Origin of the sequence: Jannaschia seohaensis (genome assembly GCF_900116765.1) — a bacterium.
GTDB lineage: Bacteria > Pseudomonadota > Alphaproteobacteria > Rhodobacterales > Rhodobacteraceae > Jannaschia > Jannaschia seohaensis.
Genome location: NZ_UETC01000012.1, coordinates 26,590 through 48,119 on the forward strand (window position 1 = coordinate 26,590; position 21,530 = coordinate 48,119).

The 21,530-nt window shown below is 70.3% G+C and carries 23 protein-coding genes; 9 read left to right on the forward strand and 14 right to left on the reverse strand.

Going from position 1 to position 21,530, the window contains the following annotated elements; translation table 11 throughout:
* Positions 1–56: 56 nt before the first annotated feature.
* Entirely contained in the window at positions 57–563 is a 507-nt protein-coding gene (locus DTQ71_RS18230; RefSeq protein WP_407066416.1) for a type III secretion system chaperone family protein, read from the reverse strand.
* 206 nt (positions 564–769) lie between these two features.
* Between DTQ71_RS18230 and DTQ71_RS18235 the strand changes: the two genes are divergently transcribed.
* The 3 genes from DTQ71_RS18235 to DTQ71_RS18245 are packed head-to-tail and all read left to right on the forward strand — an operon-like array spanning position 770 to position 2,872.
* Positions 770–1,405: a DUF3047 domain-containing protein gene (locus DTQ71_RS18235; RefSeq protein WP_109565738.1), complete on the forward strand. Its 636-nt coding sequence runs from the start codon at positions 770–772 to the stop codon at positions 1,403–1,405.
* Positions 1,406–1,451: 46 nt separating this feature from the next.
* Positions 1,452–2,210: an SDR family NAD(P)-dependent oxidoreductase gene (locus tag DTQ71_RS18240; protein ID WP_109565739.1), complete on the forward strand. Its 759-nt coding sequence runs from the start codon at positions 1,452–1,454 to the stop codon at positions 2,208–2,210.
* Positions 2,207–2,872: a GNAT family N-acetyltransferase gene (locus DTQ71_RS18245; RefSeq protein WP_245947644.1), complete on the forward strand. Its 666-nt coding sequence runs from the start codon at positions 2,207–2,209 to the stop codon at positions 2,870–2,872. The genes DTQ71_RS18240 and DTQ71_RS18245 overlap by 4 nt, the downstream gene beginning before the upstream one ends.
* 14 nt (positions 2,873–2,886) lie before the next feature.
* Here the strand turns inward: DTQ71_RS18245 and DTQ71_RS18250 are convergent, their stop codons facing one another.
* A complete protein-coding gene (locus DTQ71_RS18250; protein WP_109565740.1) occupies positions 2,887–3,585 on the reverse strand; it encodes a response regulator in 699 nt (232 codons plus the stop codon).
* Between the two features lie 133 nt (positions 3,586–3,718).
* Between DTQ71_RS18250 and mce the strand changes: the two genes are divergently transcribed.
* Together mce and DTQ71_RS18260 are read left to right on the forward strand one after the other, a co-directional pair.
* On the forward strand, positions 3,719–4,123 hold the full coding sequence (gene mce / locus DTQ71_RS18255; protein ID WP_109565741.1) for a methylmalonyl-CoA epimerase: 405 nt from the start codon (positions 3,719–3,721) through the stop codon (positions 4,121–4,123).
* Complete coding sequence (locus DTQ71_RS18260) at positions 4,123–4,404, forward strand: DUF1467 family protein (RefSeq protein ID WP_109565742.1); 282 nt, start codon at positions 4,123–4,125, stop codon at positions 4,402–4,404. Before mce ends, DTQ71_RS18260 begins: the two co-directional genes overlap by 1 nt.
* Positions 4,405–4,414: 10 nt before the next feature.
* Here the strand turns inward: DTQ71_RS18260 and DTQ71_RS18265 are convergent, their stop codons facing one another.
* The 5 genes from DTQ71_RS18265 to tldD form a co-directional block, all read right to left on the reverse strand.
* Positions 4,415–5,101, reverse strand: a complete 687-nt coding sequence (locus tag DTQ71_RS18265) for an EI24 domain-containing protein (RefSeq protein ID WP_109565828.1) — start codon at positions 5,099–5,101, stop codon at positions 4,415–4,417.
* Positions 5,098–5,691, reverse strand: coding sequence for a nitroreductase family protein (locus DTQ71_RS18270; RefSeq protein WP_109565743.1), 594 nt, complete (start codon positions 5,689–5,691; stop codon positions 5,098–5,100). The genes DTQ71_RS18265 and DTQ71_RS18270 overlap by 4 nt, the downstream gene beginning before the upstream one ends.
* 259 nt (positions 5,692–5,950) lie before the next feature.
* Positions 5,951–8,689, reverse strand: a complete 2,739-nt coding sequence (topA, locus tag DTQ71_RS18275) for a type I DNA topoisomerase (protein ID WP_109565744.1) — start codon at positions 8,687–8,689, stop codon at positions 5,951–5,953.
* 387 nt (positions 8,690–9,076) lie between these two features.
* Positions 9,077–10,255 (reverse strand): DNA-processing protein DprA, encoded by a 1,179-nt coding sequence (gene dprA / locus DTQ71_RS18280; protein ID WP_109565745.1) that lies wholly within the window; start codon positions 10,253–10,255, stop codon positions 9,077–9,079.
* Positions 10,256–10,689: 434 nt separating this feature from the next.
* Positions 10,690–12,111 (reverse strand): metalloprotease TldD, encoded by a 1,422-nt coding sequence (tldD, locus tag DTQ71_RS18285; RefSeq protein ID WP_109565746.1) that lies wholly within the window; start codon positions 12,109–12,111, stop codon positions 10,690–10,692.
* Between the two features lie 675 nt (positions 12,112–12,786).
* Between tldD and DTQ71_RS18290 the strand changes: the two genes are divergently transcribed.
* Together DTQ71_RS18290 and DTQ71_RS18295 are read left to right on the forward strand one after the other, a co-directional pair.
* Entirely contained in the window at positions 12,787–13,659 is an 873-nt protein-coding gene (locus tag DTQ71_RS18290) for a cation:proton antiporter (protein ID WP_109565747.1), read from the forward strand.
* Positions 13,598–14,113, forward strand: coding sequence for a hypothetical protein (locus tag DTQ71_RS18295; RefSeq protein WP_109565748.1), 516 nt, complete (start codon positions 13,598–13,600; stop codon positions 14,111–14,113). Before DTQ71_RS18290 ends, DTQ71_RS18295 begins: the two co-directional genes overlap by 62 nt.
* 25 nt (positions 14,114–14,138) lie before the next feature.
* Here the strand turns inward: DTQ71_RS18295 and DTQ71_RS18300 are convergent, their stop codons facing one another.
* The 3 genes from DTQ71_RS18300 to DTQ71_RS18310 form a co-directional block, all read right to left on the reverse strand.
* The gene (locus tag DTQ71_RS18300; RefSeq protein WP_245947645.1) at positions 14,139–14,489 is read right to left on the reverse strand and encodes a hypothetical protein; all 351 of its coding nucleotides are present in this window, start codon (positions 14,487–14,489) and stop codon (positions 14,139–14,141) included.
* Between the two features lie 73 nt (positions 14,490–14,562).
* Positions 14,563–15,099, reverse strand: a complete 537-nt coding sequence (locus DTQ71_RS18305; RefSeq protein ID WP_109565749.1) for a hypothetical protein — start codon at positions 15,097–15,099, stop codon at positions 14,563–14,565.
* A 74-nt stretch (positions 15,100–15,173) separates the two neighbouring features.
* Positions 15,174–16,493: a DEAD/DEAH box helicase gene (locus tag DTQ71_RS18310; RefSeq protein ID WP_245947646.1), complete on the reverse strand. Its 1,320-nt coding sequence runs from the start codon at positions 16,491–16,493 to the stop codon at positions 15,174–15,176.
* 268 nt (positions 16,494–16,761) lie between these two features.
* Here DTQ71_RS18310 and DTQ71_RS18315 point away from each other — a divergent pair, with 268 nt between their 5' ends.
* A complete protein-coding gene (locus DTQ71_RS18315; protein WP_109565750.1) occupies positions 16,762–18,054 on the forward strand; it encodes an alpha/beta hydrolase family protein in 1,293 nt (430 codons plus the stop codon).
* A gap of 22 nt (positions 18,055–18,076) precedes the next feature.
* Here the strand turns inward: DTQ71_RS18315 and DTQ71_RS24670 are convergent, their stop codons facing one another.
* The 4 genes from DTQ71_RS24670 to lgt all read right to left on the reverse strand — a co-directional run bounded on the left by DTQ71_RS24670 (position 18,077) and on the right by lgt (position 21,102).
* Positions 18,077–18,199, reverse strand: coding sequence for a hypothetical protein (locus DTQ71_RS24670; protein ID WP_281271251.1), 123 nt, complete (start codon positions 18,197–18,199; stop codon positions 18,077–18,079).
* Positions 18,200–18,428: 229 nt separating this feature from the next.
* Positions 18,429–19,175: a peptidoglycan editing factor PgeF gene (gene pgeF, locus DTQ71_RS18320; protein ID WP_109565751.1), complete on the reverse strand. Its 747-nt coding sequence runs from the start codon at positions 19,173–19,175 to the stop codon at positions 18,429–18,431.
* Positions 19,172–20,209, reverse strand: a complete 1,038-nt coding sequence (locus DTQ71_RS18325; protein ID WP_109565752.1) for a class I SAM-dependent methyltransferase — start codon at positions 20,207–20,209, stop codon at positions 19,172–19,174. Before DTQ71_RS18325 ends, pgeF begins: the two co-directional genes overlap by 4 nt.
* Positions 20,206–21,102: a prolipoprotein diacylglyceryl transferase gene (gene lgt / locus DTQ71_RS18330; protein WP_109565753.1), complete on the reverse strand. Its 897-nt coding sequence runs from the start codon at positions 21,100–21,102 to the stop codon at positions 20,206–20,208. The genes DTQ71_RS18325 and lgt overlap by 4 nt, the downstream gene beginning before the upstream one ends.
* Positions 21,103–21,205: 103 nt before the next feature.
* Here lgt and DTQ71_RS18335 point away from each other — a divergent pair, with 103 nt between their 5' ends.
* Positions 21,206–21,463, forward strand: coding sequence for an accessory factor UbiK family protein (locus DTQ71_RS18335; RefSeq protein WP_109565831.1), 258 nt, complete (start codon positions 21,206–21,208; stop codon positions 21,461–21,463).
* Positions 21,464–21,530: the final 67 nt, after the last annotated feature.

Below are 21,530 nucleotides of genomic sequence, written 5' to 3' on the forward strand. Positions count from 1 at the left end.
TCTGGCCGGAAATACTCCGGGGTCCGGGGCAGAGCCCCGGCCCGCTCCCGGTCGGGTCAGGCGCGCCCGTAGGCTTCCGCGATCGCAATCTGCATCGCATCGGTGGGCGCCCGCCCGCCCCAGCAGACCAGTTGGAAGGCCGGGTAGAACCGCTCGCCGGCCAGGATCCCCTCGGCCACCATGCGGTTGATCTGTTCGACCCCGGCCGAGGCCCCGCCGGCCAGGACCAGCCCGTAGCGATAGACCATCAGCGCCTGATCCGGCCAGAAGGCGAAGGCTCCGGTCCAGCACTGCTCGTTGACGAGGTTCATCAGCTCGAACAGGCGCGGGTGGCTGTCCGTCGGCGGCTCCATCTCGAAGCAGCAGACCATTCGGAGCGTTTCGTCCGCCTCCGACCAGGCCAGCGTCACGGAGTAGCTGCGCCACTGCCCTTCCACCACCATCGCGATCTGATCGTCGCCGACCCGGTCGAACTCCCACTCGTGGGAGAGGGCGACCGTCTCGACCAGGTCGATCGGATGCAGGTCGCCGGTCTCGGCGAATTGCTGGCGTTCGTGCATCATCGGGGGACCTCCGCTGCTCTTGCCCGGCGCGCCCCCAGACCTTGTGACCGGTCCGATCCATATGGGGAGCTGCGCGCCGTCCCTACCAAATATGGTGGGCCGCTCTGGGGAGGCTGTAAAGGCGGCGGGGCATCTTACCCACAACTTATCGCCGCTCACGGCCATTTGAGGGGGCCGAAGGGGCCGCCGCCGCTACATCTCCGCGCATGAAACGTCTGATTCTGGCTTTTGCCGTCTGCTTCGCCCTCCCTGCGCTCGCCTCGCCCCTCGCCTTCGACGGCTCCTGGCGGGAGCAGGGTTTCCTGCGTTTCTCCACGAATGACTACAAGCAGGCCGGCGGCACCCTGCAAGTGACCTCCGATGGGACCGTCTCGCTGCTCTGGCGGGCGGTGCCGGAGGGGCTCCGGGGCGCGAACGCCGCCGCCTGGAGCTGGACCGTGGCCGAATCGGTGCCCGCGACCGATCTGAGCCGCAAGGGCGGGGATGACCGTAACCTCGCCGTGTACTTCGCCTGGACCGATGCCGAGACGGCCGCCAAGGCCAACCCGAACCGCGCCGCCGCTCTGCTGCGCGACCCATCCACCCGGGTTATCGTCTATGTCTGGGGCGACGACGCCCCGCGCGGCACACTGCAAGACAGCCCCTACCTGCCCGGCCTGCGCACCATCGTGCTGCGCCAGGCGGGCACGGGGAAGCATAGCGAGCGCGTGGACCTCGCCGCCGATTATTCCCGCGCCTTCGGCGGCAGGCCCGGCGTGCTGGTCGGGATCGGCATCTCCGCCGATAGCGACGACACCGACACCCGCATCCGCGCTGCCATCTCCGCCCCCGTCTTGCGCTAGGCGCGCGGCTCGCTACGGTCCCGCCCGGAAACAGGGAGGGTGGGATATGGACCTGGCAGGCAGCGTCGCGGCGATCACAGGCGGGGCGGGGGGACTTGGCGCGGCGACGGCGCGGCATCTGGCCGAGGCCGGGGCGCGCGTGGCGATCCTGGACCTGGACGAGGGCGGCGCGGCCCTGGCCGATGACCTGGGCGGCAGCTTCCACAAGCTCGACGTGACCGACGCGGCGGCTTGCGCGGCCGTTCTGGGCGAGGTCGCCGGAGATGGGCGCCTGGACCTGATGGTCAATTGCGCGGGGATCGCGCCCGCGGCCAAGACCGTGGGAAAACACGGAGCCCACGACCCGGCGCTCTTCGCCAAGGTGATTTCGATCAACCTGCTGGGCAGCTTCCACTGCGCTTCGGCCGCCGCTGCGATCATGGCCGCGCAGGAGGGGCGCGGTCCCGACGGGGAGCGGGGGGTGATCGTCAACACCGCCTCCATTGCCGCCTTCGAGGGGCAGATCGGGCAGGCGGCCTATGCGGCCTCCAAGGGCGGTGTGGCCGGAATGACCCTGCCGATGGCGCGGGATCTGGCGCCGCTGGGTATCCGCGTCGTCTCCATCGCGCCGGGCCTGTTCCTGACGCCTATGCTCAAGGGCCTCCCGCAGGAAGTGCAGGACAGCCTCGGCGCGCAGGTGCCTTATCCGCCGCGCTTGGGCGATCCGGCGGAGTTCGCCTCGCTTGTGGGCCACATCGCGACCAATCCGATGCTGAACGGCGCGACACTGCGCCTGGACGGGGCGATTCGTCTCGCCCCGCGATGAGCCTGCGGGACTGGCGGCCGCTCGGGTTCGCGCCGCCGGCCGCGATGGCCGGGCGCTATGCGCGATTGGAGCGGCTGGCACCGGAGCACGCCGAAGCGCTGCACGCCGCCAACCGCGCGGACCCCGAGATGTGGCGCTTTCTTGGGTATGGCCCGTTCGCGACGCTCGCGGCCTATCGGGACTGGGTGGCGGGCGCGTCGGTCGCGGAGGATCCGGTCTTCTACGCGATTCGCGGCGCCGGGGATTGGGCCGGTGTGGCGAGTTGGCTGCGGCTCGACCGGGCCAATGGGGTGATCGAGATCGGCCATATCGCCCTGTCTGCCGGGTTGCAGCGGACGCCTGCGGCGACCGAGGCTATCCATCTGATGATCGACCACGCGATAGGTGCCGGCTTCCGCCGGGTCGAATGGAAGTGCAACGCCGCCAATGCCGCCAGCCGCCGGGCCGCCGCCCGATTCGGGTTTTCCTATGAGGGCACGTTCCGGCAGCACATGGTCGTGAAGGGCGAGAACCGGGACACGGCCTGGTTCTCGATTCTCGATCGGGATTGGCCGGCGCTGCGGCAGGCCCATCGCGCTTGGCTCGCACCCGAGACCTTCGACGCGGAGGGGCGCCAGACGCGCAGCCTGTCCGCCGCGACTGCGCCCCTGTTGGCGCGGTAGCGCGGGCCGGGCGCCTAGATTGCGCGGCGAGTCGTCGCGATCCGCTCCGCGATCAGGGCGTGCAGCCGGGGGCGGATGTCTTCGGCGGTTTGCGCCGCAAGGGATTGCGCCTCGGCCAGGAGGACGGCGTCATGGCCCGTACGGGCCAGCCCCTCCAGGAAGGCCGCGACATAGTCTGTGGGGCGGCCCTCGGCCAGGGCCCGGTCGGCGAAGGCGAAATCCTCTGAGAGCGCGAGACGGTCCGGGCTGATCCGGTCGCCATTGACCGGGCGCGGCCCGGGGGGGCGCAGGTCGATGGGAACATGCGCCAGAATCGCCTGCTGAAATGCGGCGAGGCTGTCGATCGGCTTGGCCAGGAACCCGTCCGCCCCCGCCTCCAGCGCGGCATTCGCAACCATGTCCGTGGTCTGTCCTGAGGTCGCCAGGATGACCGTCGGGCGCGACGGCGCGCCCGAAAGATCCGCGATCAGGTCCGATCCGGGGCCGTCGGGCAGGCCCAGATCCACGACCACCACATCCGGCCGATAGGACGCCAGATGGCGGCGTGCGGCGCGAAGGCTGTCCGCGCGTCGTAGCCTTGCGCCCGACCGCAGCGCAAGCAGGCGGACCGCCTCGCAGGCGAAACGGCTATCCTCGACCACCAAAATCGTCATGCCCAACAGGGGGCGGCGGACGGTGGGAGCGGGGCGGGCCATCAATTCCAAATCGTCCATCGGATTTCTCCTCAAGGTTGTTCTTTATTATGCAAAGCACTGCTTAAGGATGTGTAAACGCGGCGCCCTGCCGCCTTGCGGCCCGCCCAGCCCAGCGCGATAAGACGGCGCCAGACACAGGAGGCGCCCGGCCATGATCGGCAAACTCAATCACGTCGCCATCGCCGTCCCGGACCTAGAAGCCGCTGCGGCACAGTATCGGGACACGCTCGGCGCCCGGGTGAACCCGCCGCAGGACGAGCCGGAGCATGGGGTGACCGTCGTTTTCATCGACCTGCCCAACACCAAGATCGAACTGCTCCATCCATTGGGCGAAGGCAGCCCGATCCAGGGGTTTCTCGACAAGAACCCCTCGGGCGGGATCCATCACATCTGCTACGAGGTGGAGGACATCCTGGCCGCGCGCGATGCGCTCCGGGCGGCGGGCGCCCGGGTGCTCGGCACCGGAGAGCCCAAGATCGGCGCCCATGGCAAGCCGGTGCTGTTCCTCCACCCGAAGGATTTCACCGGAACCCTGGTCGAGCTGGAGCAAGTCTGATGGGTGTTTTCTCCGCCCTCGTCCTCTTTGCCATGATCTGGGCCATGGTGTTCCTGATCGGCCTGCAGATCGGCCAGGACACGCAGGGAGATCGCGGGCAGGTGACCCAGGGCACCCATGCCGGGGCGCCGGCGGCCCCGATCCGGATCTACCGCCGGATGGGCTGGGCCACGGCGATCACGCTTCTGATCTGGGTGCCGCTGATCTGGTTCATCGCGACCGGGCAGATCGGCATCGACGATCTGCGCCGGATCACGGGCCGGGAGGTGCTGGGCGACTGAGCCGCGCAGCCTATGGGCGGTGCAGCCGGTGGAAGAGATGGGTGAAGGCCGCTGCCCCGACCACTGGCACCAGCAGGTTCAGCACCGGCACCGAGAGCGGGATCGCCATCACCACCCCCGTCGCCCAAATCTGGCCGCGATAGCGCGAGCGGAAGGCCCGCGCCTCGGCCGGTGGCAAATGCCGCGCCGCGCTCATCTGCGCGTATTCCCGCCCGAGCAGGAAGCCGTTGACCCCCCAGAAGATGAACAGCGCAAAGGGCGCGAGCAGCAGATAGGCGGCCAGCGCCAGGGCGTTGACGACCAGAACCAGACCGAGAAACCCCGCGGATTCCTTCAACGTCTCCGGAAGCGGCTGCTGCCGCGCCGCAGGCAGCGCGGGGTAGTGCCGATCCTCGACCGCAGCCGCGATTCGGTCCAGGAACAGCCCGGTGAAGGCCGAGGCGACCGGCACCATCAGAAAGACCGAGGCGACGAGCATCACGGGGATCAGCGCGATCCCGGCCGCATCGTCCAGCCAGGTGACCTCGCCGATCCAGGGTAGCGTGACGGCCGGGCCGACGAGCCATTGCGCCAGCCAGATCAACACCACGGAGAACCCGAAGAGCAGCGCGAGCGATAGCCCCACCCCCGTCAGAAGGACCCGGCGAAACCGGGGATCGCCCATCTGTCCGAGCGCCTTGGCGATATCGCCCATCATGCCGAGCGCCACTCCGTCTTGGCCGCGACATCCGGGCGGGGCCGCTCCGGCGGGACGGCGCTCTCGGTTCCGATCACGATCCAGCCCGCGACCCATTCGGTGGGGGCGAGGGCCAGCCCTTCGGTCAGGAAGTCCCGGTCAAGGGCCATCCAGCCCGTCAGCCAATTCGCGCCCCAGCCCGCCGCCTGGGCCGCGTTCACCAGCGACAGGCACAGGGCCCCGGCGCTGAGCGTTTGCTCCACCTCGGGGATCTTGTCCGACGCCTGAGGCGACGAGACGACGGCCACGATCAGGGGCGCGTCAGCGAACATGGCCTGGGATTTCGGGAGCTTTTCGGGGTCGCGCCCCTGTTCGGCACCCAGCCGCCCGGTCAGCGCGGCGAGCCGGGCCAGGGCCGCGCCCTCCAGGACGATGAGGCGCCAGGGCTCCAGCTTGCCGTGATCGGGCACGCGCATCGCTGTGGCGAGCAGGGGCGTCAGAGCGGCGCGGTCGGGCCCCGGCGCCCGGAGCGTCTTGGCCGGGCGGGAGCGGCGGGTGGCGAGGAAGTCCAGGACCTCCGGGCGGGGAGCGAGGGGGGTAATCTCTGTCATGGCGTCGATGTCGTATTCTCGGCGAGCGGGATCAAGTGTCTCGACGGCCAGAGACCGGTCACACCCGATCCGTGGAGCACGCCGGCGAATCGCCGGAGCATCCTGGCAGCGCGCCGTCACGTCCATTTCCCCAGCCCGGACGCGGCGCGGCTGGTCCCTCACAACATGTCGCAACGGCGCTGTACGCCTGTCGCCTTAGCGGGGCCGGGCAATGCCTCCGCCGTCCTGCGCGACCGCGATGGCATCCATGTGGAACTGGTCAGGAGGTCTTGCTGGCGGCGGCCTTCTTCGGTGCCGCCTTCTTCGCCGGCGCCTTCTTGGCGGCGGGCTTTTTCGCGGCGGTCGTCTTGGCGGCGGGCTTCTTCGCCGCGGTCTTGCGCTTCGGCGCTTTCGCGGCCTTCTCGGCGATCCACTGCATCGCCTGCTCCATCGTGACGCTATCCGGGTCGGTGCCCTTCGGAATGGTCGCGTTCACCTTGTCCCACTTCACATAAGGCCCATAGCGGCCCTCCATGACGGCGACGGGCCCGCCGCTCTCGGGATGGTCGCCCAGCTCCTTCAGGGGCTTGGCGGCGGCGCGGCCACGGCCGCGGGGATTGGCGCGCTTGTCGGCGAGCAGTTGCACCGCGTGGTTCATGCCGATCGTGAAGACCTCGTCCTCCGACGGCAGATTGGCATAGACCGGCTTCGCGTCCTCGGGCCGCTTATGCATGACGTAGGGTCCGAAGCGGCCGAGATTGGCCTGGATCGGCTGCCCGTCCTCGGGATGGATCCCGACCTGGCGCGGCAGCGACAGCAGTTGCAGGCCTTTCTCCAGATCCATCGACTCCGGCGTCCAGGACTTGGGCAGGCTGGAGCGCTTGGGCTTCTTGTTCTCCTCGCTGGCTTCACCGAGCTGGACATACGGCCCGAACCGGCCCGATTTCAGCCAGACCTCCAGCCCGCTTTCCGGTTCGACGCCGAGCATCCGCTCCTCGCCCTGTTGCTCGCCTTCCATTCCCGGGGGGCCGAAAGGCCGGGTGTAGCGGCATTCGGGATAGTTGGAGCAGCCGATAAACGCCCCGCCCGAGCGCGCGGTGCGCATGCTTAGCCGCCCAGCCTCGCATTTCGGGCAGAGGCGCCGATCCTTGCCGTCCGCCCGTTCGGGGAAGAGATGCGGCTCCAGCACCTCGTTGATCTTCTCCAGAACGTCGGTGATGCGCAGTTCCGCGGTCTCGTCCACAGCGGCCTTGAAGTCGCGCCAGAAGCGGTCGAGCACGTCCTTGTAGTCCAGCTCCCCCGCCGAGACGTGGTCGAGCTCGTCCTCCAGCCCGGCGGTGAAGTCGTACTGCACGTAGCGGCGGAAGTAGTTGACAAGGAAGGCCGTCACCAGCCGTCCCTGATCCTCGGGGAAGAGGCGGTTGCCCTCCTTGCGGACATAGCCGCGGTCCTGGATCGTGCCGAGGATCGAGGCATAGGTGGAGGGCCGACCGATGCCCAGCTCTTCCATCTTCTTGACCAGCGTCGCCTCGGTGTAGCGGGGCGGGGGCTGGGTGAAGCTCTGCTGGCCCAGCACGGCGCCGGAGGGGGCGAGCACGGCGTTCGCCGGCGCCTTGCCGTTATCCATCACCGCGTCGCCGCCATCGGCGGCCAGCTTGTCGAAATCCGGGCGCAGGCCGTTCGCATGCTTCTTTGCGGACTCGCCCTGGTCGATGACGGGCAGGCGGCGGTCCTCGCCGGTCGCTTCCTCGTCGTCGCGGCCCTCGGTATAGACCTTCATGAAGCCGTCGAAGACGATGACCTGCCCATTGGCGCGCAACTCGACCTGACGGTCCTTGCTTTCGATGGTGACGGTGGTCCGCTCCAGCCGCGCGGCCTCCATCTGCGAGGCCAGCGTCCGCTTCCAGATGAGATCGTAGAGCTTCTTCTGCTCGCCATCGATGCGCAGGTCGTCCGCCGCCTTCGTCATGTCGGTCGGGCGGATGCATTCATGCGCTTCTTGCGCGTTCTTGGCCTTGTTCTTGTACATGCGCGGGCTGCCGGGGACGTATTTGTCCCCGTAGCGTTCCGCGATGGCGTCGCGGGCGGCGTGGACTGCCTCGGGCGCCATGTCGATCCCGTCGGTCCGCATGTAAGTGATCAGACCGGCCTCGTAGAGCCTTTGCGCCGTGGCCATCGTCGCCTTGGCGCCCATCCCGAACTTGCGGCTGGCCTCCTGCTGGAGGGTGGAGGTCATGAAGGGCGGGGCCGGGTTGCGGGTGCCGGGCTTGGCCTCGACCGAGGCGACGGTGAGGTCGCGGCTCTCGACCGCCTGCACGGCGAGCTCGGCGCTGGCCCGGTCCTTGAAGGTGAACCGCTCCACCTTGTCGCCGGCGAGGCCCACCAGCCGCGCCTCGTAGGTCTGGCCGCGCGGCGTCTCCAGCAGCGCGCGGACGGTCCAGTATTCCTGTGGATCGAAGGCCTCGATCTCCATCTCGCGCTCGACGATCAGGCGCAGACAGACGGATTGCACCCGGCCGGCCGATTTGGATCCGGGCAGCTTGCGCCAGAGGACGGGGGACAGCGTGAAGCCCACCAGATAGTCCAGCGCGCGGCGGGCGAGATAGGCGTGGACCAGCGGCGTGTCGATCTCGCGCGGGTGAGCGATGGCGTCCTGCACGGCCTTCTTGGTGATCGCGTTGAACGCCACGCGACTGACGGCCAGATCCTTCTTGATCCCGCGCCGGTTCTTGAGCGCCTCTTGCAGGTGCCAGGAAATCGCCTCGCCTTCGCGGTCGGGGTCGGTGGCGAGGATCAGGTTGGGGTCGTCGGCCAGCGCATCGGCGATGTCCTTGATGCGCTTCTTGCTATCCGCCGGCACCTCCCAGGTCATCGCGAAGCCCTCTTCGGGGTCGACGGAGCCGTCCTTGCCGACGAGGTCGCGAACATGGCCATAGCTGGCGAGCACGGTGTAATCCTTGCCCAGATAGCCGTTGATCGTCTTGGCCTTGGCGGGGGATTCGACGACGACGACGGGCATGGTTACTCCTGAACCGGGTGAGAGCAGTGGCCGCGAGGGGGCGTGCCCTTGGGCCGGGGACCATGTGGCGAGCCCCGCGGGATTGTCAATGGCGGGGCCGGAAGGTTGCGGCCGGGGCGGCTCGCGTCCAAGCAGGCCCCGGGGTCGGCATGGTCACACCGGGACGGCGAACGAAGGACGGCCTCTTTCCCGCGTTCCGGGCCCCGTCCGGGGGCCTGTATCCGTGGCCAGGGCAGCGCCTTTTGGGCGGTGCCGCGAGGGATCCTTGGCGCGGGACGGCCAATGAAAAGGGGTGCTGCGACTCCCTGACCGGGCGGCGGGGAAATCCCCGCCCTACGCCTCGATGGGCTGTGGGTCCCCCGGGGACCGTGCCGCCGGTGATCGCGTTTACGGCGCCCCCCCCGAGAGCCGCACCAGCCCGCCGCCCGGGCGGCGGGCGATCTCGCCCAGCATTTCGAGCTCCGAGAGTTCGGCCGAAAGCATGGCGGGCGGCACCGCTCCGGTCGGGCCCAGGTCGCGCAGCAACTGGTCCTCGGCCACGGGTACGGGCGAGAGTAGCGTGAGGATGCGCGCGCGCATTCCCTCCGGCAGAGGGCCGGGGGGGGCCGCAGGCTCCGACCGCGGCGGCACTGGCGCCGGCGTCGCCTCCAACGCTTCCAGCACGTCCTCAGCCCCGCGCACCAGGAGCGCGCCGTCCCGAAGCAGGATGTTGCAGCCCGAGGCGCGCCCATCCAGCGGATGCCCCGGCACCGCCATCACGTCCCGCCCCTGGTCGGCCGCGTCCCGCGCCGTGATCATCGAGCCCGACCGCGCGGCCGCCTCGACCACGACCACGGCCAGCGCCAAGCCGGACACGATCCTGTTACGGCGGGGGAAGTCGCGGCCCTGGGGCGCGAGGCCGAAGGGGCGTTCGCTGAGCGAGAGACCCTTTTCGGCGATCTCACGGGCGAGCGTCGCGTTCTCGGCCGGGTAGACCTGGTCCAGCCCGCCCGCATGGACGGCGATCGTTCCGCCTCCCAGGGCTGCGGCATGGGCCACCGCATCGACCCCACGGGCGAGGCCCGAGACGATGACGATCCCCGCCTCGGCCAGGTCGCGCGCGAGCTTCCGCGTCATGCGCAGCGCGAGGCTGGAGGCGTTGCGGGTGCCGACGATGGCGACGCAGCGGCGCGCGGCGAGCGCCGTGGCCCCCTGCGCCCAGAGCACCGCGGGCGCCGACGAGACCTCGGCTAGACGGTCCGGGTAGCCCGGCGCGCCCAGGGTGAGCAGCTTCGCCCCTGCCTTCCGCGCCGCCGCGATCTCCCGGCGGACGGCGTCGGGGTCGGCGACGGCATAGCCCGTGTCGCCCGCAGCCTCCGCGATACCGGGTAGGGCGTCGAGCGCGGCCCGAGCGTCGCCATGCTCGGCGATCAGCCGGCGGAAGGTGGCGGGGCCCACGCGGCGGGACCGGGCGAGGCGGAGCCGCGCGAACAGCTCCTCCTGCGGGGGCGGGCCGTCGAAGAGCGGCAGGGACGGCTCGGAGAGGCCGTCGGGGTCGCGGATGAACTCGGGGAGGGCGGTGTCCATGACGCAGACTGCGTCCGGGATGGTTTACATAAGGTTAATCCTGACCGCTCGCCCGGCGCCCGCTTCGTCGCGGTGAAAGCTGGCGAGACTGGGGATAAGCGTCTCCAAGGGGCGGCGTCAGATCCGGGTCGGGACGCTCGGCGCATGGGGAGGGGCCCGGATCCTGTCGAAACCGGCCCCCGCTACGGCTGCGCCCAGCGGCGACAGGCGGCCTTTCCGGGCGGCTCAAAGCGTGGGCGGAGCGCCCGACGGGGCGCCCATCCAGGCCATGAGCGGGCGCCAGAGCGGCTCCGACACGCGCGACGGGCCTGGGGCCGAGACGCCATCGGACGGGGCGGCCCGAACGCGACAGCCTCGCCGCGATCAGGGCGCGCGATACGGCGCGCGGCCCGCTATGTCTTCACGCCGCCCGGCCCGGAGCGACCTTGATGCCCTCAGGCGGCGGAGCCGCCCACCGTCAGTCCTCCGATCAAGAGCGTGGGCTGGCCCACGCCCACGGGCACCCATTGCCCGGCCTTGCCGCAATTCCCCATCCCCGGGTCCAGCGCCATGTCGTTGCCGATGGCCCGGATGTTCGTCAAAGCCGTCGCCCCGTCTCCGATCAGTGTCGCGCCCTTCACGGGTGCGCCGACCTTGCCGTTCTTCACCCGGTAGGCCTCGGTGCAGGAGAACACGAACTTGCCGTTGGTGATGTCGACCTGCCCGCCGCCGAAGCCCACGGCGTAGATGCCGTCCTTCAAGTCGGCCACGATGTCTTTCGGGTCCGCGTCGCCGCCCAGCATGTAGGTGTTGGTCATCCGGGTCATCGGGATATGCGCGTGGCTTTCGCGCCGTCCGTTGCCGGTCGGGGCGACGCCCATCAGGCGGGCCGACTGCCGGTCCTGCATGTAGCCCACCAGGATGCCGTCCTCGATCAGCACGTTCTTGCCCGAGGGCGTGCCTTCGTCATCCACCGTGATCGAGCCGCGCCGGTCCGGGATGGTGCCGTCGTCCAGCACCGTCACCCCCGGCGCCGCCACCCGCTGACCCAGCAGCCCGGCGAAGGCGGATTGGCCCTTGCGGTTGAAGTCGCCCTCCAGCCCGTGGCCCACCGCCTCGTGCAGCAGGATGCCGGGCCAGCCCGCGCCCAGCGCCACGTCCATCGTGCCCGCCGGGGCGGGTTCAGCCGACAGGTTTACCACGGCGATGCGCAGCGCCTCGCGGGCGACGGCTTCCCAATGCGACCGCTCCAGCAGGCCGGCGAGATCGATGCGCCCGCCGCCGCCGGCCGAGCCGCCCTCGCGGCGGCCGTTCTCCTCGACGATGACCGAGACGTTGAGCCGCACCATCGGCCGCACATCCGAGACCGAGCGGCCCTCGGGGCGCAGGATCTCCACCTCTTGCAGCGAGGCCGCCAGAGACGCCGAGACCTGCACCACCCGCTTGTCCAACCCGCGGGCGAAGGCGTCGATCTCGGCGAGCGTGTCGAGCTTGACCGAGAAGGCATGGCCCGCGATCGGGTCGTGCGCGCCATACAGCCGCTCATTGGTGCCCGCGGGCGCGTCCGCCAGGATGCCGCCGCCATCGCCGACGGCGAGGCGGGCGGTTTCGGCGGCCCGCCGGAGGGCGCTTTCGCTGATCTCGGTGGAATGGGCGTAGCCCGCCGTCTCGCCCTTCACGGAACGCAGGCCGAATCCCTCGGAGGCATCGTAGCTCGCCGTCTTCACCCGCCCGTCGTCAAACACCACCACCTCGGAGCGGCGGCGCTCCAGGAACAACTCACCATCATCGGCGCCGTCGGTGGCGCTGCGCAGGATGGCTAGGGCCGCGTCGCGGTCGAGCGCGGTCTCGAAGGGGCGGAAAGGGGCGTCGGTCATGGTCGTCTCCGGATCGTTTGGTCCAAAGATAGGGTGCGGAGGCCGCGGGAAACAGGGAGGCGGAGCCGGTCGCGCCGGACCTCGCGCTGTCCGCTGCGGCACCGCGTCGCCCGCGGCGGGCGGAGCGCGCGGGGAAGCGGGGCGCTGCCTGCGGGCAGGGGGCGGGGCGACCGGAGCGCATCGGGGACTGGCTTGTCGCCGCCGCGGGCGCACATCGGCCCATCCACGCGCCGGTCGTCGCGGCGCTCTTCTCCAGACCGAGGCCGGATGCCGTGCCGAAGGCGTGCGGCAGGCGACGCCGCTGTCATCGTCCGGCGCGATGAGCGCCACGGGAGGGGGCGCCCGTCATTCAGGTCGACCCGCGTGTCGCCGCTCCCAACCAGGATTTCCAAGGCGAAGCGGGTTTCGGTTCGAACGCGCCGCTGCCCCGGAGGATGGCCGCGGTTGCCGGCGCGGCGACACCGGCGAGAAGCGCGGCTGCGGGGGAGGCAGGACATCGCAAAGCTTTCTCTCCTCATGCCCATCGGCGCGCGCGTCGCGGATGGCGCCTGTGCCAATCAACCGGGGCGTGTGAGGACGCGCCGCCCCGGTGCGGTCGGGCGGACCTCGCGCCGCCCTTGGCCTCCGTGGAACTGAAAGACCGGGCGCTCCGTTGCCTCCCGACATGGAGACCGCATGATCGACCTCCTCCCGGCGCTCGACCCGCGCGACCTGATCTATACGGTCGTGGGGCTGGCCTTCTTCGGGCTGACGCTGCAACCGGCCCTGGCGCATGTGCGGCTACTCAACCTGCCGCTGTTCTACGTCCTCTTCGGGGCCTGCTTCGGCGGGATCACGCTGGTCCATATCGATCCGCTGCAAGGCGGCTGGCAGTCCGCGGTGATCGAGCACGCTTCGGAACTGGTCGTCATCATCAGCCTCGCGGGGGCGGGGCTGGCCGTGGACAGGGTGGCCTCCTGGCGGTCCTGGAACGCGACCTGGCGTCGGCTGGGCATCACCATGCCTCTGACGGTCGCGGCGGTCGGGCTGTTGGCCTGGGGCTGGCTGGGCCTGACGATCCCGGGGGCGCTGCTCCTCGCCGCGGCGCTGGCGCCGGCGGGCCTGGTGCTGGCGCGGTCGGTCCAGGTCTCCCCGCCCTGCACGGGGGAGAGCGACATGGAGGTCGCGCCGACCGCCGAGGCGGGTCTGAGCGACGGGCTGCCCTCTCCCTTCGTCTATCTGGCGATCTACGCGGTGACGCTCGGCATGGGAGAGGTCGTCCAGGGCGAGGCGTGGCTCTGGTCCTCGCTGACTCTTGATCTCGCCTACCGGGTCGCCGCGGGGCATGCTGGCCGGCATCGTGACGGGGTTCGCGTTCTCGAAGCTGGTCTTCTCACCGGTGGGCGACGGGGCGCAGGGGGCGTGGAATGCGGTGCTGGTGATCCTGTCGGCGACGCTGATCTCCTCCGGTGTGACGGAGGCGGTGGATGGATACGGCTTTCTCGCGGTGTTCTGCGCGGTGCGGGCCGGGCGGTTCAACACGCGGGGCACCGAGCACGAGGGCTATGAGCGCTATGTCCATCACGGGGCCGAGCAGTTGGAGGCGATCCTCCTGGCGCTGCTGCTGCTCTGGCTGGGGGTCTTCGCCGCCTCCGGCGCGCTTTTGGGGCTACGCTGGCAAGAGGTCGCCTTCGCGCTGCTCCTAATCTTCAGGGTGCGGCCGCTGGCGGGGACGCTGGGTCTGTTGGGCCATCATTGCCGCCTTCTGCCGCGCTGGGCGGTGGCGCTCTTCGGGATCCGCGGCATGGGCTCGATCCTCCGCATCGCCTACGCGCAGAACCATGCGGAATTCGCGGATATCGAGACGATCTGGCGGATCGCGGTGGTCACGATCCTGGGCTCAATCCTCGTGCATGGCCATGCCGCCAACATGCTTCGCCCGAGGGAAGCCGGGATGGAGGTCGGGGATGTGTATCCCCATCGGGGCGGCCCGCATCGCACGGCGGAAAAGGACGCGACCTGACGCGGCCGCGCCGGTGCCGGTCGGCTCAGGCGCAGAGGCGCTCGGCCTGGGCGACGAAGGTCTTGTAGCGCTGCCAGAACGCCTCATCCGACCGCCGGTCGGATTGGCGTGTGACCTGCGCCTGATGTGGATCCTTGAAGAACTGCACCGCGCGGGACTGGTCGCGGCGCGACAGCACGCTGTCGGCCGCCGCTTGCACGCAGCCGCACAGGGTCGTGGAGGCCGCGCGGCGGTCGGCACGCAGGCAGGCCGTCTGCACCGGGCCCGTCGCGTAGGCGCGGGTGACCGTGGGCTGGCCCGCGTCGCGCCCGCCGCCGCAGGCCGACAGGACCAGACAGGCCGCCACGGCCGCCGAAAGCTTGATGGGGGTCTTCACTGCTCTGCCCTCCGCTCGATTTTTTGGCGGATCATGCCAGAGCCCGCGAATCGGAGCAATGCGGTGCGTGCCCTCAGGGCACAGGACAGGCGCGCGCCCGTGGCCCGTCGCAAACAGAGACCTGGGCGAGATAGGCCCCGGCCCGTTCTAGCGCCGCCCCGTCCGGGGCGTCTCCGGACCAGGCCCATTGCACGACATGCAGCGCCTCATGCCCGTCCACGCCCTTGAGCAGCATATAGGCCGGGCGTCCGTCGCGGGGCGAGGCCGGGCAGCCGACGACGGCCACGGCCACCTCGAACCCGTCCTCCTGCATCGAGGCGACGGGCTGGAAGCCGCCCTCGGGGCAGGCCTGCACCGAGGCGGCTCCGAACGCCATCATCCAGGAGCCGACATTGGCGGTCGGCGGAAAGGTTTGAAGCGAGATCCTCTGCGTCCAGTCCGATGCGCTCTCGCCCTCGGGGATCAGCTCCAGCAGGGCCGTTCCGGGGCCGCGGGCGCCCTCGGCCACGGCGAAGCCCTGGGGTATACCGGCCAGCAGGCGCTCCGCCGCTGTGGCGGGGGCCGCAACGGCCAGAGCCAGGACGACGAGGGAAAGGGCAGGGCGCTCCATGTCGGTCCTCCTGTTGCGATCCGCGGGACTATCGCGCCGCAATATGGCGCGAGCGGACCGGGATCGCGGCGGGATCAGGCCGACTTTCGGGGCCTGCGGCGGCGGTTGCCGCCGCCGGGCCGCGCCCCTTGCGGGCGCCCCGCGCCGGCCGGTTTGCCCTGCGGGCGTCCGCCGCCCCCGCCGCGGCGACCGCCGCCGCCGCCTCCGCGCTTGGGCTTGGCCTCCTCTTGGGAGGGGGACCAGCGGCGGCCCGAGGCCACCGGGATCTCGCGCCGCAGCAGCTTTTCGATGTCCTTCAACTCGCCCATCTCGTCGGGCGCGCAAAGCGTGATCGCCGCCCCGTCCCGCCCGGCCCGCGCGGTGCGGCCGATGCGGTGGACATAGGTCTCCGCCACGTTGGGAAGCTCATAGTTGTAGACGTGCTTGACCACGGGGATGTCGAGCCCCCGCGCCGCCACATCCGTCGCCACCATCACCGGCGCATCGCCGCTGGAGAAGGCCTCCAGCGCGCGCATCCGCTGCCCCTGGGAGCGGTTGCCATGGACGGCCACCGCCTCCACGCCCGCTTTCGTCAGCTGCTTGGCCAGCCGGTCCGAGCCGTGCTTGGTGCGCGCGAAGACCAGGGCCGCCTCGCCCGGATGGGCCTGGAGCAGCTCCAGCAGGAGGGCGGGCTTCTCCGCCTTGGCGATGAAGTGGATCGACTGCTCGATCTTGTCGGCGGTCTGGCCCGAGGTCGCCACCTGCACCCGGACGGGCTTGGTCAGGTAGGTCGCCGCGAGGCTCTCCATCTCCTTCGGCATGGTGGCCGAGAACAGCATCGTCTGCCGTTCGGCGGGCAGCTTGGCCGCAATCTTTCGAAGGTCGTGGATGAAGCCCATGTCGAGCATCTGGTCGGCCTCGTCCAGCACCAGGAAGCGGGTCTGAGCCAGCGTCACGGCGCCCCGGTCCATCAAGTCCAGCAGGCGGCCCGGCGTCGCGACCAGCAGGTCGACGCCCCGCTCCAGCCGCTTGATCTGGGGGTTGATGCCGACGCCGCCCACGACCTTGGCCACGCGCAGATGCGACCCGGCGATGAAGCCGTCCAGGCTCTCGCCGATCTGGTTCACCAACTCGCGCGTCGGCGCGAGGATCAGGGCGCGGGCATTGCGCTTGGCCGGGCGCGCATCCTCCTCCAGCAGGTGCTGGGCGAGGGGCAGGCCGAAGGCGGCGGTCTTGCCGGTACCGGTCTGGGCGAGCCCCAGAACGTCGCGGCCTTGCAGGGCGGGCGGGATCGCCTGACGCTGGATCGGAGTGGGATCGGCGATCCCCATCTCGGCCAGCGCGGCGATAAGTCGGGGCTTCAGCCCCAGCATGTCGAAATCCATAATCGTGTCCTCTGGCGCCAGACGCGCCATGATGCGCCATCCTGCGGCGCGTGGGAGGCGCGGCGCTCTGCCGCGCGCCCTCCCGGCGTGATCCAAGGGAAAGCGTCCCGCCCGTCGTCGGGGACGTCCCGCATGGACGTCCGGCTCACGCAACCCGAGGGGCGGGGTCAAGGGGCATGTGGGCCAGCGCGGCGGTCCCGTCAACCCGCCGATCGGCGGCATTCGCGATCTCGGGGCTTGAGCCACAGGCCCGATGGGGCCACGCTGCCGGGCAGCCGCCCCAACCCTCGGAGCTGACATGAAATCTTCGCTCGCCCTGCTCTCGCCCGCAATCCTGGCGGCGGCGTCCTTCGGGGCCGAGGCCCAGAACCGGATCGACCTGATCCGCCCCGACGCGCCGGAACGGGCCGCGCTGGGCGACTATCCGGTGGGGGTTCGCACGGTTCAGTTCACCGATCCGGGCCGGATCGACATCCTCTCGACCCCGGCGGAGGGCGAGATCCCGACCGTGGATCGCAGCCTGACGGTCGAGATCTGGTATCCCGCCGCCGACGGCACCGCGCCGGGCGGGCGCTACACGGCGCTTTTGCGCGACGGGGAGACGGAGGTGACGCTCACCGGCCGGGCCGCGCGGGACGCGGCGCCCGCCTTGGGGGAGTTTCCCCTGGTGATCCTGTCCCATGGCTATCCGGGCAACCGGTTCCTGATGTCCCATCTGGGGGAAAACCTGGCCTCCAAGGGCTTCGTCGTGGCCGCCGCCGACCACCCGGACTCGACCTATGACGATCAGGGGCCGTTTCCCTCGACGCTCTATAACCGGCCGCTGGATCAGGCTTTTCTGCTCGACGCGATGGCGGGGCTCGATGACGAGGTCGGGGCGATCACCGATACCGACCGGACCGGCATCGTCGGCTATTCCATGGGCGGATATGGCGCGCTGATCTTCGGGGGCGGGGGCCTGTCGCAGACGGCGGTGACCCGGACGGAGCCCGCCTTCTTCGCCGCGCCCCAGGGCCTGCTGTCACGCCACGCCGCAGGGTCCGAGACGCTTGCCGCGCTGGCCGACGACGGGGTGCGGGCCATCGTCGCGATCGGCCCTTGGGGCCGCAATCGGGAGTTTTGGGACGCCGAGGGCCTCGCGGGTGTGGAGAAACCGCTATTCCTGGTGGCCGGGTCTGTCGACGATGTCTCGGACTACCCTGCGATGCGGCAGATCTTCGAGGAGACCACGGGCGTCACGCGCTATCTGCTGACTTTCGAGGGCGCCAATCACAATGCCGCCGCGCCCATCCCCGCGCCGGCCGAGGCCTGGGAGGGGGAGGGCCAGTCGCCCTTCGACCATTATGCCGATGCGGTCTGGGACACTGTGCGGATGAACAACGTGCTCCAGCACTTCGCGACGGTGTTCTTCGAATTGCACCTTCAGGGGTTCAGCGCGGCCGCCGATTACCTGGACGTGGTGGAGCGGGCCGAGGACGGGGTCTGGGATCTCGGCGAGGAGGGCGAGCCGACCGCCGCTCACAGCTATTGGCTCGGCTTCCCCAACCGGACGGCCGTCGGTTTGAGGCTGGAGCAGCGCGTGGCCGAGTAGGGGGTGCGCCGCCGCTGGCGGCTCAGCCCTTGCCGCTGGCCTTGACCTGGACCGGGCGTCCCTTGGTCGAGCGGGACCAGGGCATCGGCGTGCTCTCGGTGCGGGCGGCTTCGATGGTGCGGTCCAACCAGATCTTGCGGGACATGATGCGTTCTCCTTGCGTTAACCTCACCCTGGCGGATGGCTGCGGCGGAGAAAGGGCGCGATCTGGGAGGTCTCGGGGAAGAGTTGCGGCCCCGCCGGAGCGGGACCGTGGCGGAAGCAGGGCAGAGGCGGAAAAGGTGAACTAGGTCAGCGGGTAAGGCCCAGCGTCTTGTGTTTCGCTCTGACGTACGGTCGCACGAAAACGATCGGATCGTTTCGACCCAGGCGACTTAGAGGCGGATGGCCGCGATCAGCCGGCCGTAATCGGCCTCTCCGGCATGGGTGGTCCGGCGGTAGGAATAGAACCGAGCCGGATCCGAATAGGTGCAATGGCCGGTCCATTCCGCCTCCACCCCCGCGCGGCGCAGGCGGTGCAGTCCATATCCGACCAGGTCGAATTGGAACCGGTCGCCCTTGCCGTTGGCGAAGAAGCGCGGCGCGGCGTCGTCCTCGGCCAGGAAAGTGTCGAGGAATTCCGGCCCGACCTCATAGGCGCGCTGGCTGATCGAGGGGCCGATGGCCGCGCGGATGCGGTCGCGCGCGGCGCCCAGCGCTTCCATCCCGTCGACGGTCGCCTCCAGCACGCCCGCCAAAGCGCCTTTCCAGCCGGCATGAGCGGCGCCGATCACGCCCGCCTCCGGGTCGTGGAACAGCACGGGCTGGCAGTCGGCGGTCAGGATCGTCAGCACCTCGCCGGGCGTCGCCGTCACCAGCGCGTCGGCGCGGGCAGGCGGATCCTCCTCGGTCCCGTCGATGGTCACGACCGCCGCCGAATGCACCTGATGCACGCCGCGCAACCGCCCGCCCATCTCGCGGGCGACCCGTGCGCGATTGGTCGCCACCGCATCCGACTGGTCAGAGGAACCGGTGCCGCAGTTGAGCCCTGCGAACACCCCCGACGAGGCGCCGCCCTTGCGCGTGAAGAAACCGTGGGCGACGTCGCCCAACAGGTCGGAGCGCAGGATCTCCAGCGTCATGCGGGGGCCTCCAATCCAGGCGGCAGGGCTGCGCCGGGAGCGGCCAGACCCATCACCTTGAACAGGTCGCCCATCTCGGCGGGGTGGGTCAAGCGGCGATGGGCGCGGACGATCTCCTCCGTCTTTGGCCCTTGGGCCAGGGCATTGGCGCGGGCGGTGATGCCGAGCCGCTCCAACCAGACGCCTTGCCGCGTCATCGCGCTGACATGGGGCGCGGCGGCGGCCAAGGCGGCGAAGTCGACATGGGCGGTCAGGTCCGCAGTGCCGGGCGCGTCCAGCGGATCGACCGGCGCCCCGGCCCTGAGCGCCTGAAGCGTGTCGCCCTGGCTCTGCCAATGGCCGTAATCGACGAAGAGGGCGACGCCGCCATGGGTGAGCCGGTCGGCCACGGTCTGGACGATGCCGGGCAGGGCGGGGCAGCGTTCGACCAGCGTGCCGTCGGGGACGTTGCGATCCACCAGTTCGGGCACGGGGACGGGCGGCCCCAGGGCGAAGGCCAGGGCGTCGTCCTGGACCGTCACCAGCCGCTCGCGCCAGGCGGCGCCGTCGCGGACATGCTGCCTGATGGGCAGTGCGTCGAGAAACTCGTTGGCGACGAGGAAGGTCGGCATCGCTGGCAGACCCTCGACCGTGTCGTGCCATGTGGGGCGATGGGCGGCGAGCGTCTCGGCCTGGACGGCGCGCATGGCGGCCGACGCCTCCACCAGATGGAGCCGGGCGGCGTCGTGAAAGCCGGGCACGCCGCGCGTCGCCCGCAGCGCGTCCGCCATCAGCGTCCCGCGGCCCGGCCCCAGCTCGGCCAGGGCGAAGGGCGCCGGGCGTCCCTGGTCCAGCCAGGCCTGCGCCAGGGCGAGGCCGACCATCTCGCCGAACATCTGGCTGATCTCTGGGGCGGTGGTGAAATCCGTACCGAGCGGGTCGCGGGTGGCGTAATAACCCGCCTCGGGGTCGAGCAGCGCGTCGGCCATGTAATCCGCCACCGTCAGCGGACCTGTGGCGCGGATGCGCGCGATCAGGCGGTCGGCGAGGGTCACGTTCGGGTGCGGGTCGTCGCGAGGACCACGGCGACGACCAGCAGACCTGCGGCGATCATCGGCAGCGACAGCACCTGGCCCATTGTCAGGCCCCAGCTCTCGGTGAATCGGACGACATGGCCGAGCGGGTTGTCGACGGTGATGTATTGCGCGTCGGCCTGCCGGAAGGCTTCCACCACGGTGCGCGCCGCGCCATAGCCCGTCAGGAACAGCCCGAGGATCAGGCCCCGCCGCTTGAGCCCCCCGCGCAGACCCACCCACCAGAGCGCGACCAGCAGCACCGCCCCCTCCAGGGTCGCCTGATAGATCTGCGACGGATGGCGCGCGCAGAACTCGCCGACATTGGTGCAGGCCTGCGCCGCGTCGCCGGGAAAGATCACGCCCCAGGGCATGTCGGTCGGACGGCCCCAGAGCTCGGCATTGATGAAATTGGCGATCCGGCCGAGGCCCAGGCCCAGCGGTGCCACCATCGCCGCGATGTCGAGGATCGACAGGATCGGGATCTTGTGGCGCCAGGCATAGGCAGTGACCGCGATCGCCGTGCCCAGCGCGCCGCCATGGAACGCCATTCCCCCTTGCCAGACGGCGACGATCTCCAGCGGTTGCGCCAGATAGTAGCCCGGTTGGTAGATCAGCACGTAACCCAGCCGCCCCCCGACCACGATGCCCAGCACGATCCAGGTCATCACGTCCTCGACCTGCGCCTTGGTCATCGGCATCTGGCCCTTCGGCCAGAGCGCGGGCCGCGTCACCAGCCAGCGCGCCATCCACCAGCCGCCGACAATGCCCGCGATATAGGCCAGCGCATACCAGCGCAGGGTGAAGACGAAGAAACCCAGGTCCAGGCTGAACAGGTCCGGCGAGACGTCGGGGAAGGGGAGGGCGAAGACCATGTCTGCCCTCTGCCCCGGCCCGCCTGGAGGGTCAACCGGGCCCGCGCTTGCCCCGGGCGCGCCTGGGGGCCATATGATTAAGGAAAGCAACGGAGTGACCACCATGCAGAGCCGCAACCGTTTGATGGACGATCTCGGTCAATTGATGACCAACGCGATGGGCGTGGCGCAGGGCGCCCGGGAAGAGGCCGAGACGGCGATGAAGTCGATGCTGGACCGCTGGATGGCGGACCGCGACTTCGTCACCCGGGAAGAGTTCGACGCGGTCCGCGCGATGGCGCAAAAGGCGCGTGAGGAAAACGACGCGCTCCGCGCCCGGCTGGACGCGCTCGAAGGCAAGCACGGCGCCGCGACCCACTGAGGACGGCGCCCGGCTGTGCGCGGGGAGGGGGGCTCTGCCCCCCGCCTGCGGCCCCCCCCGGGATATT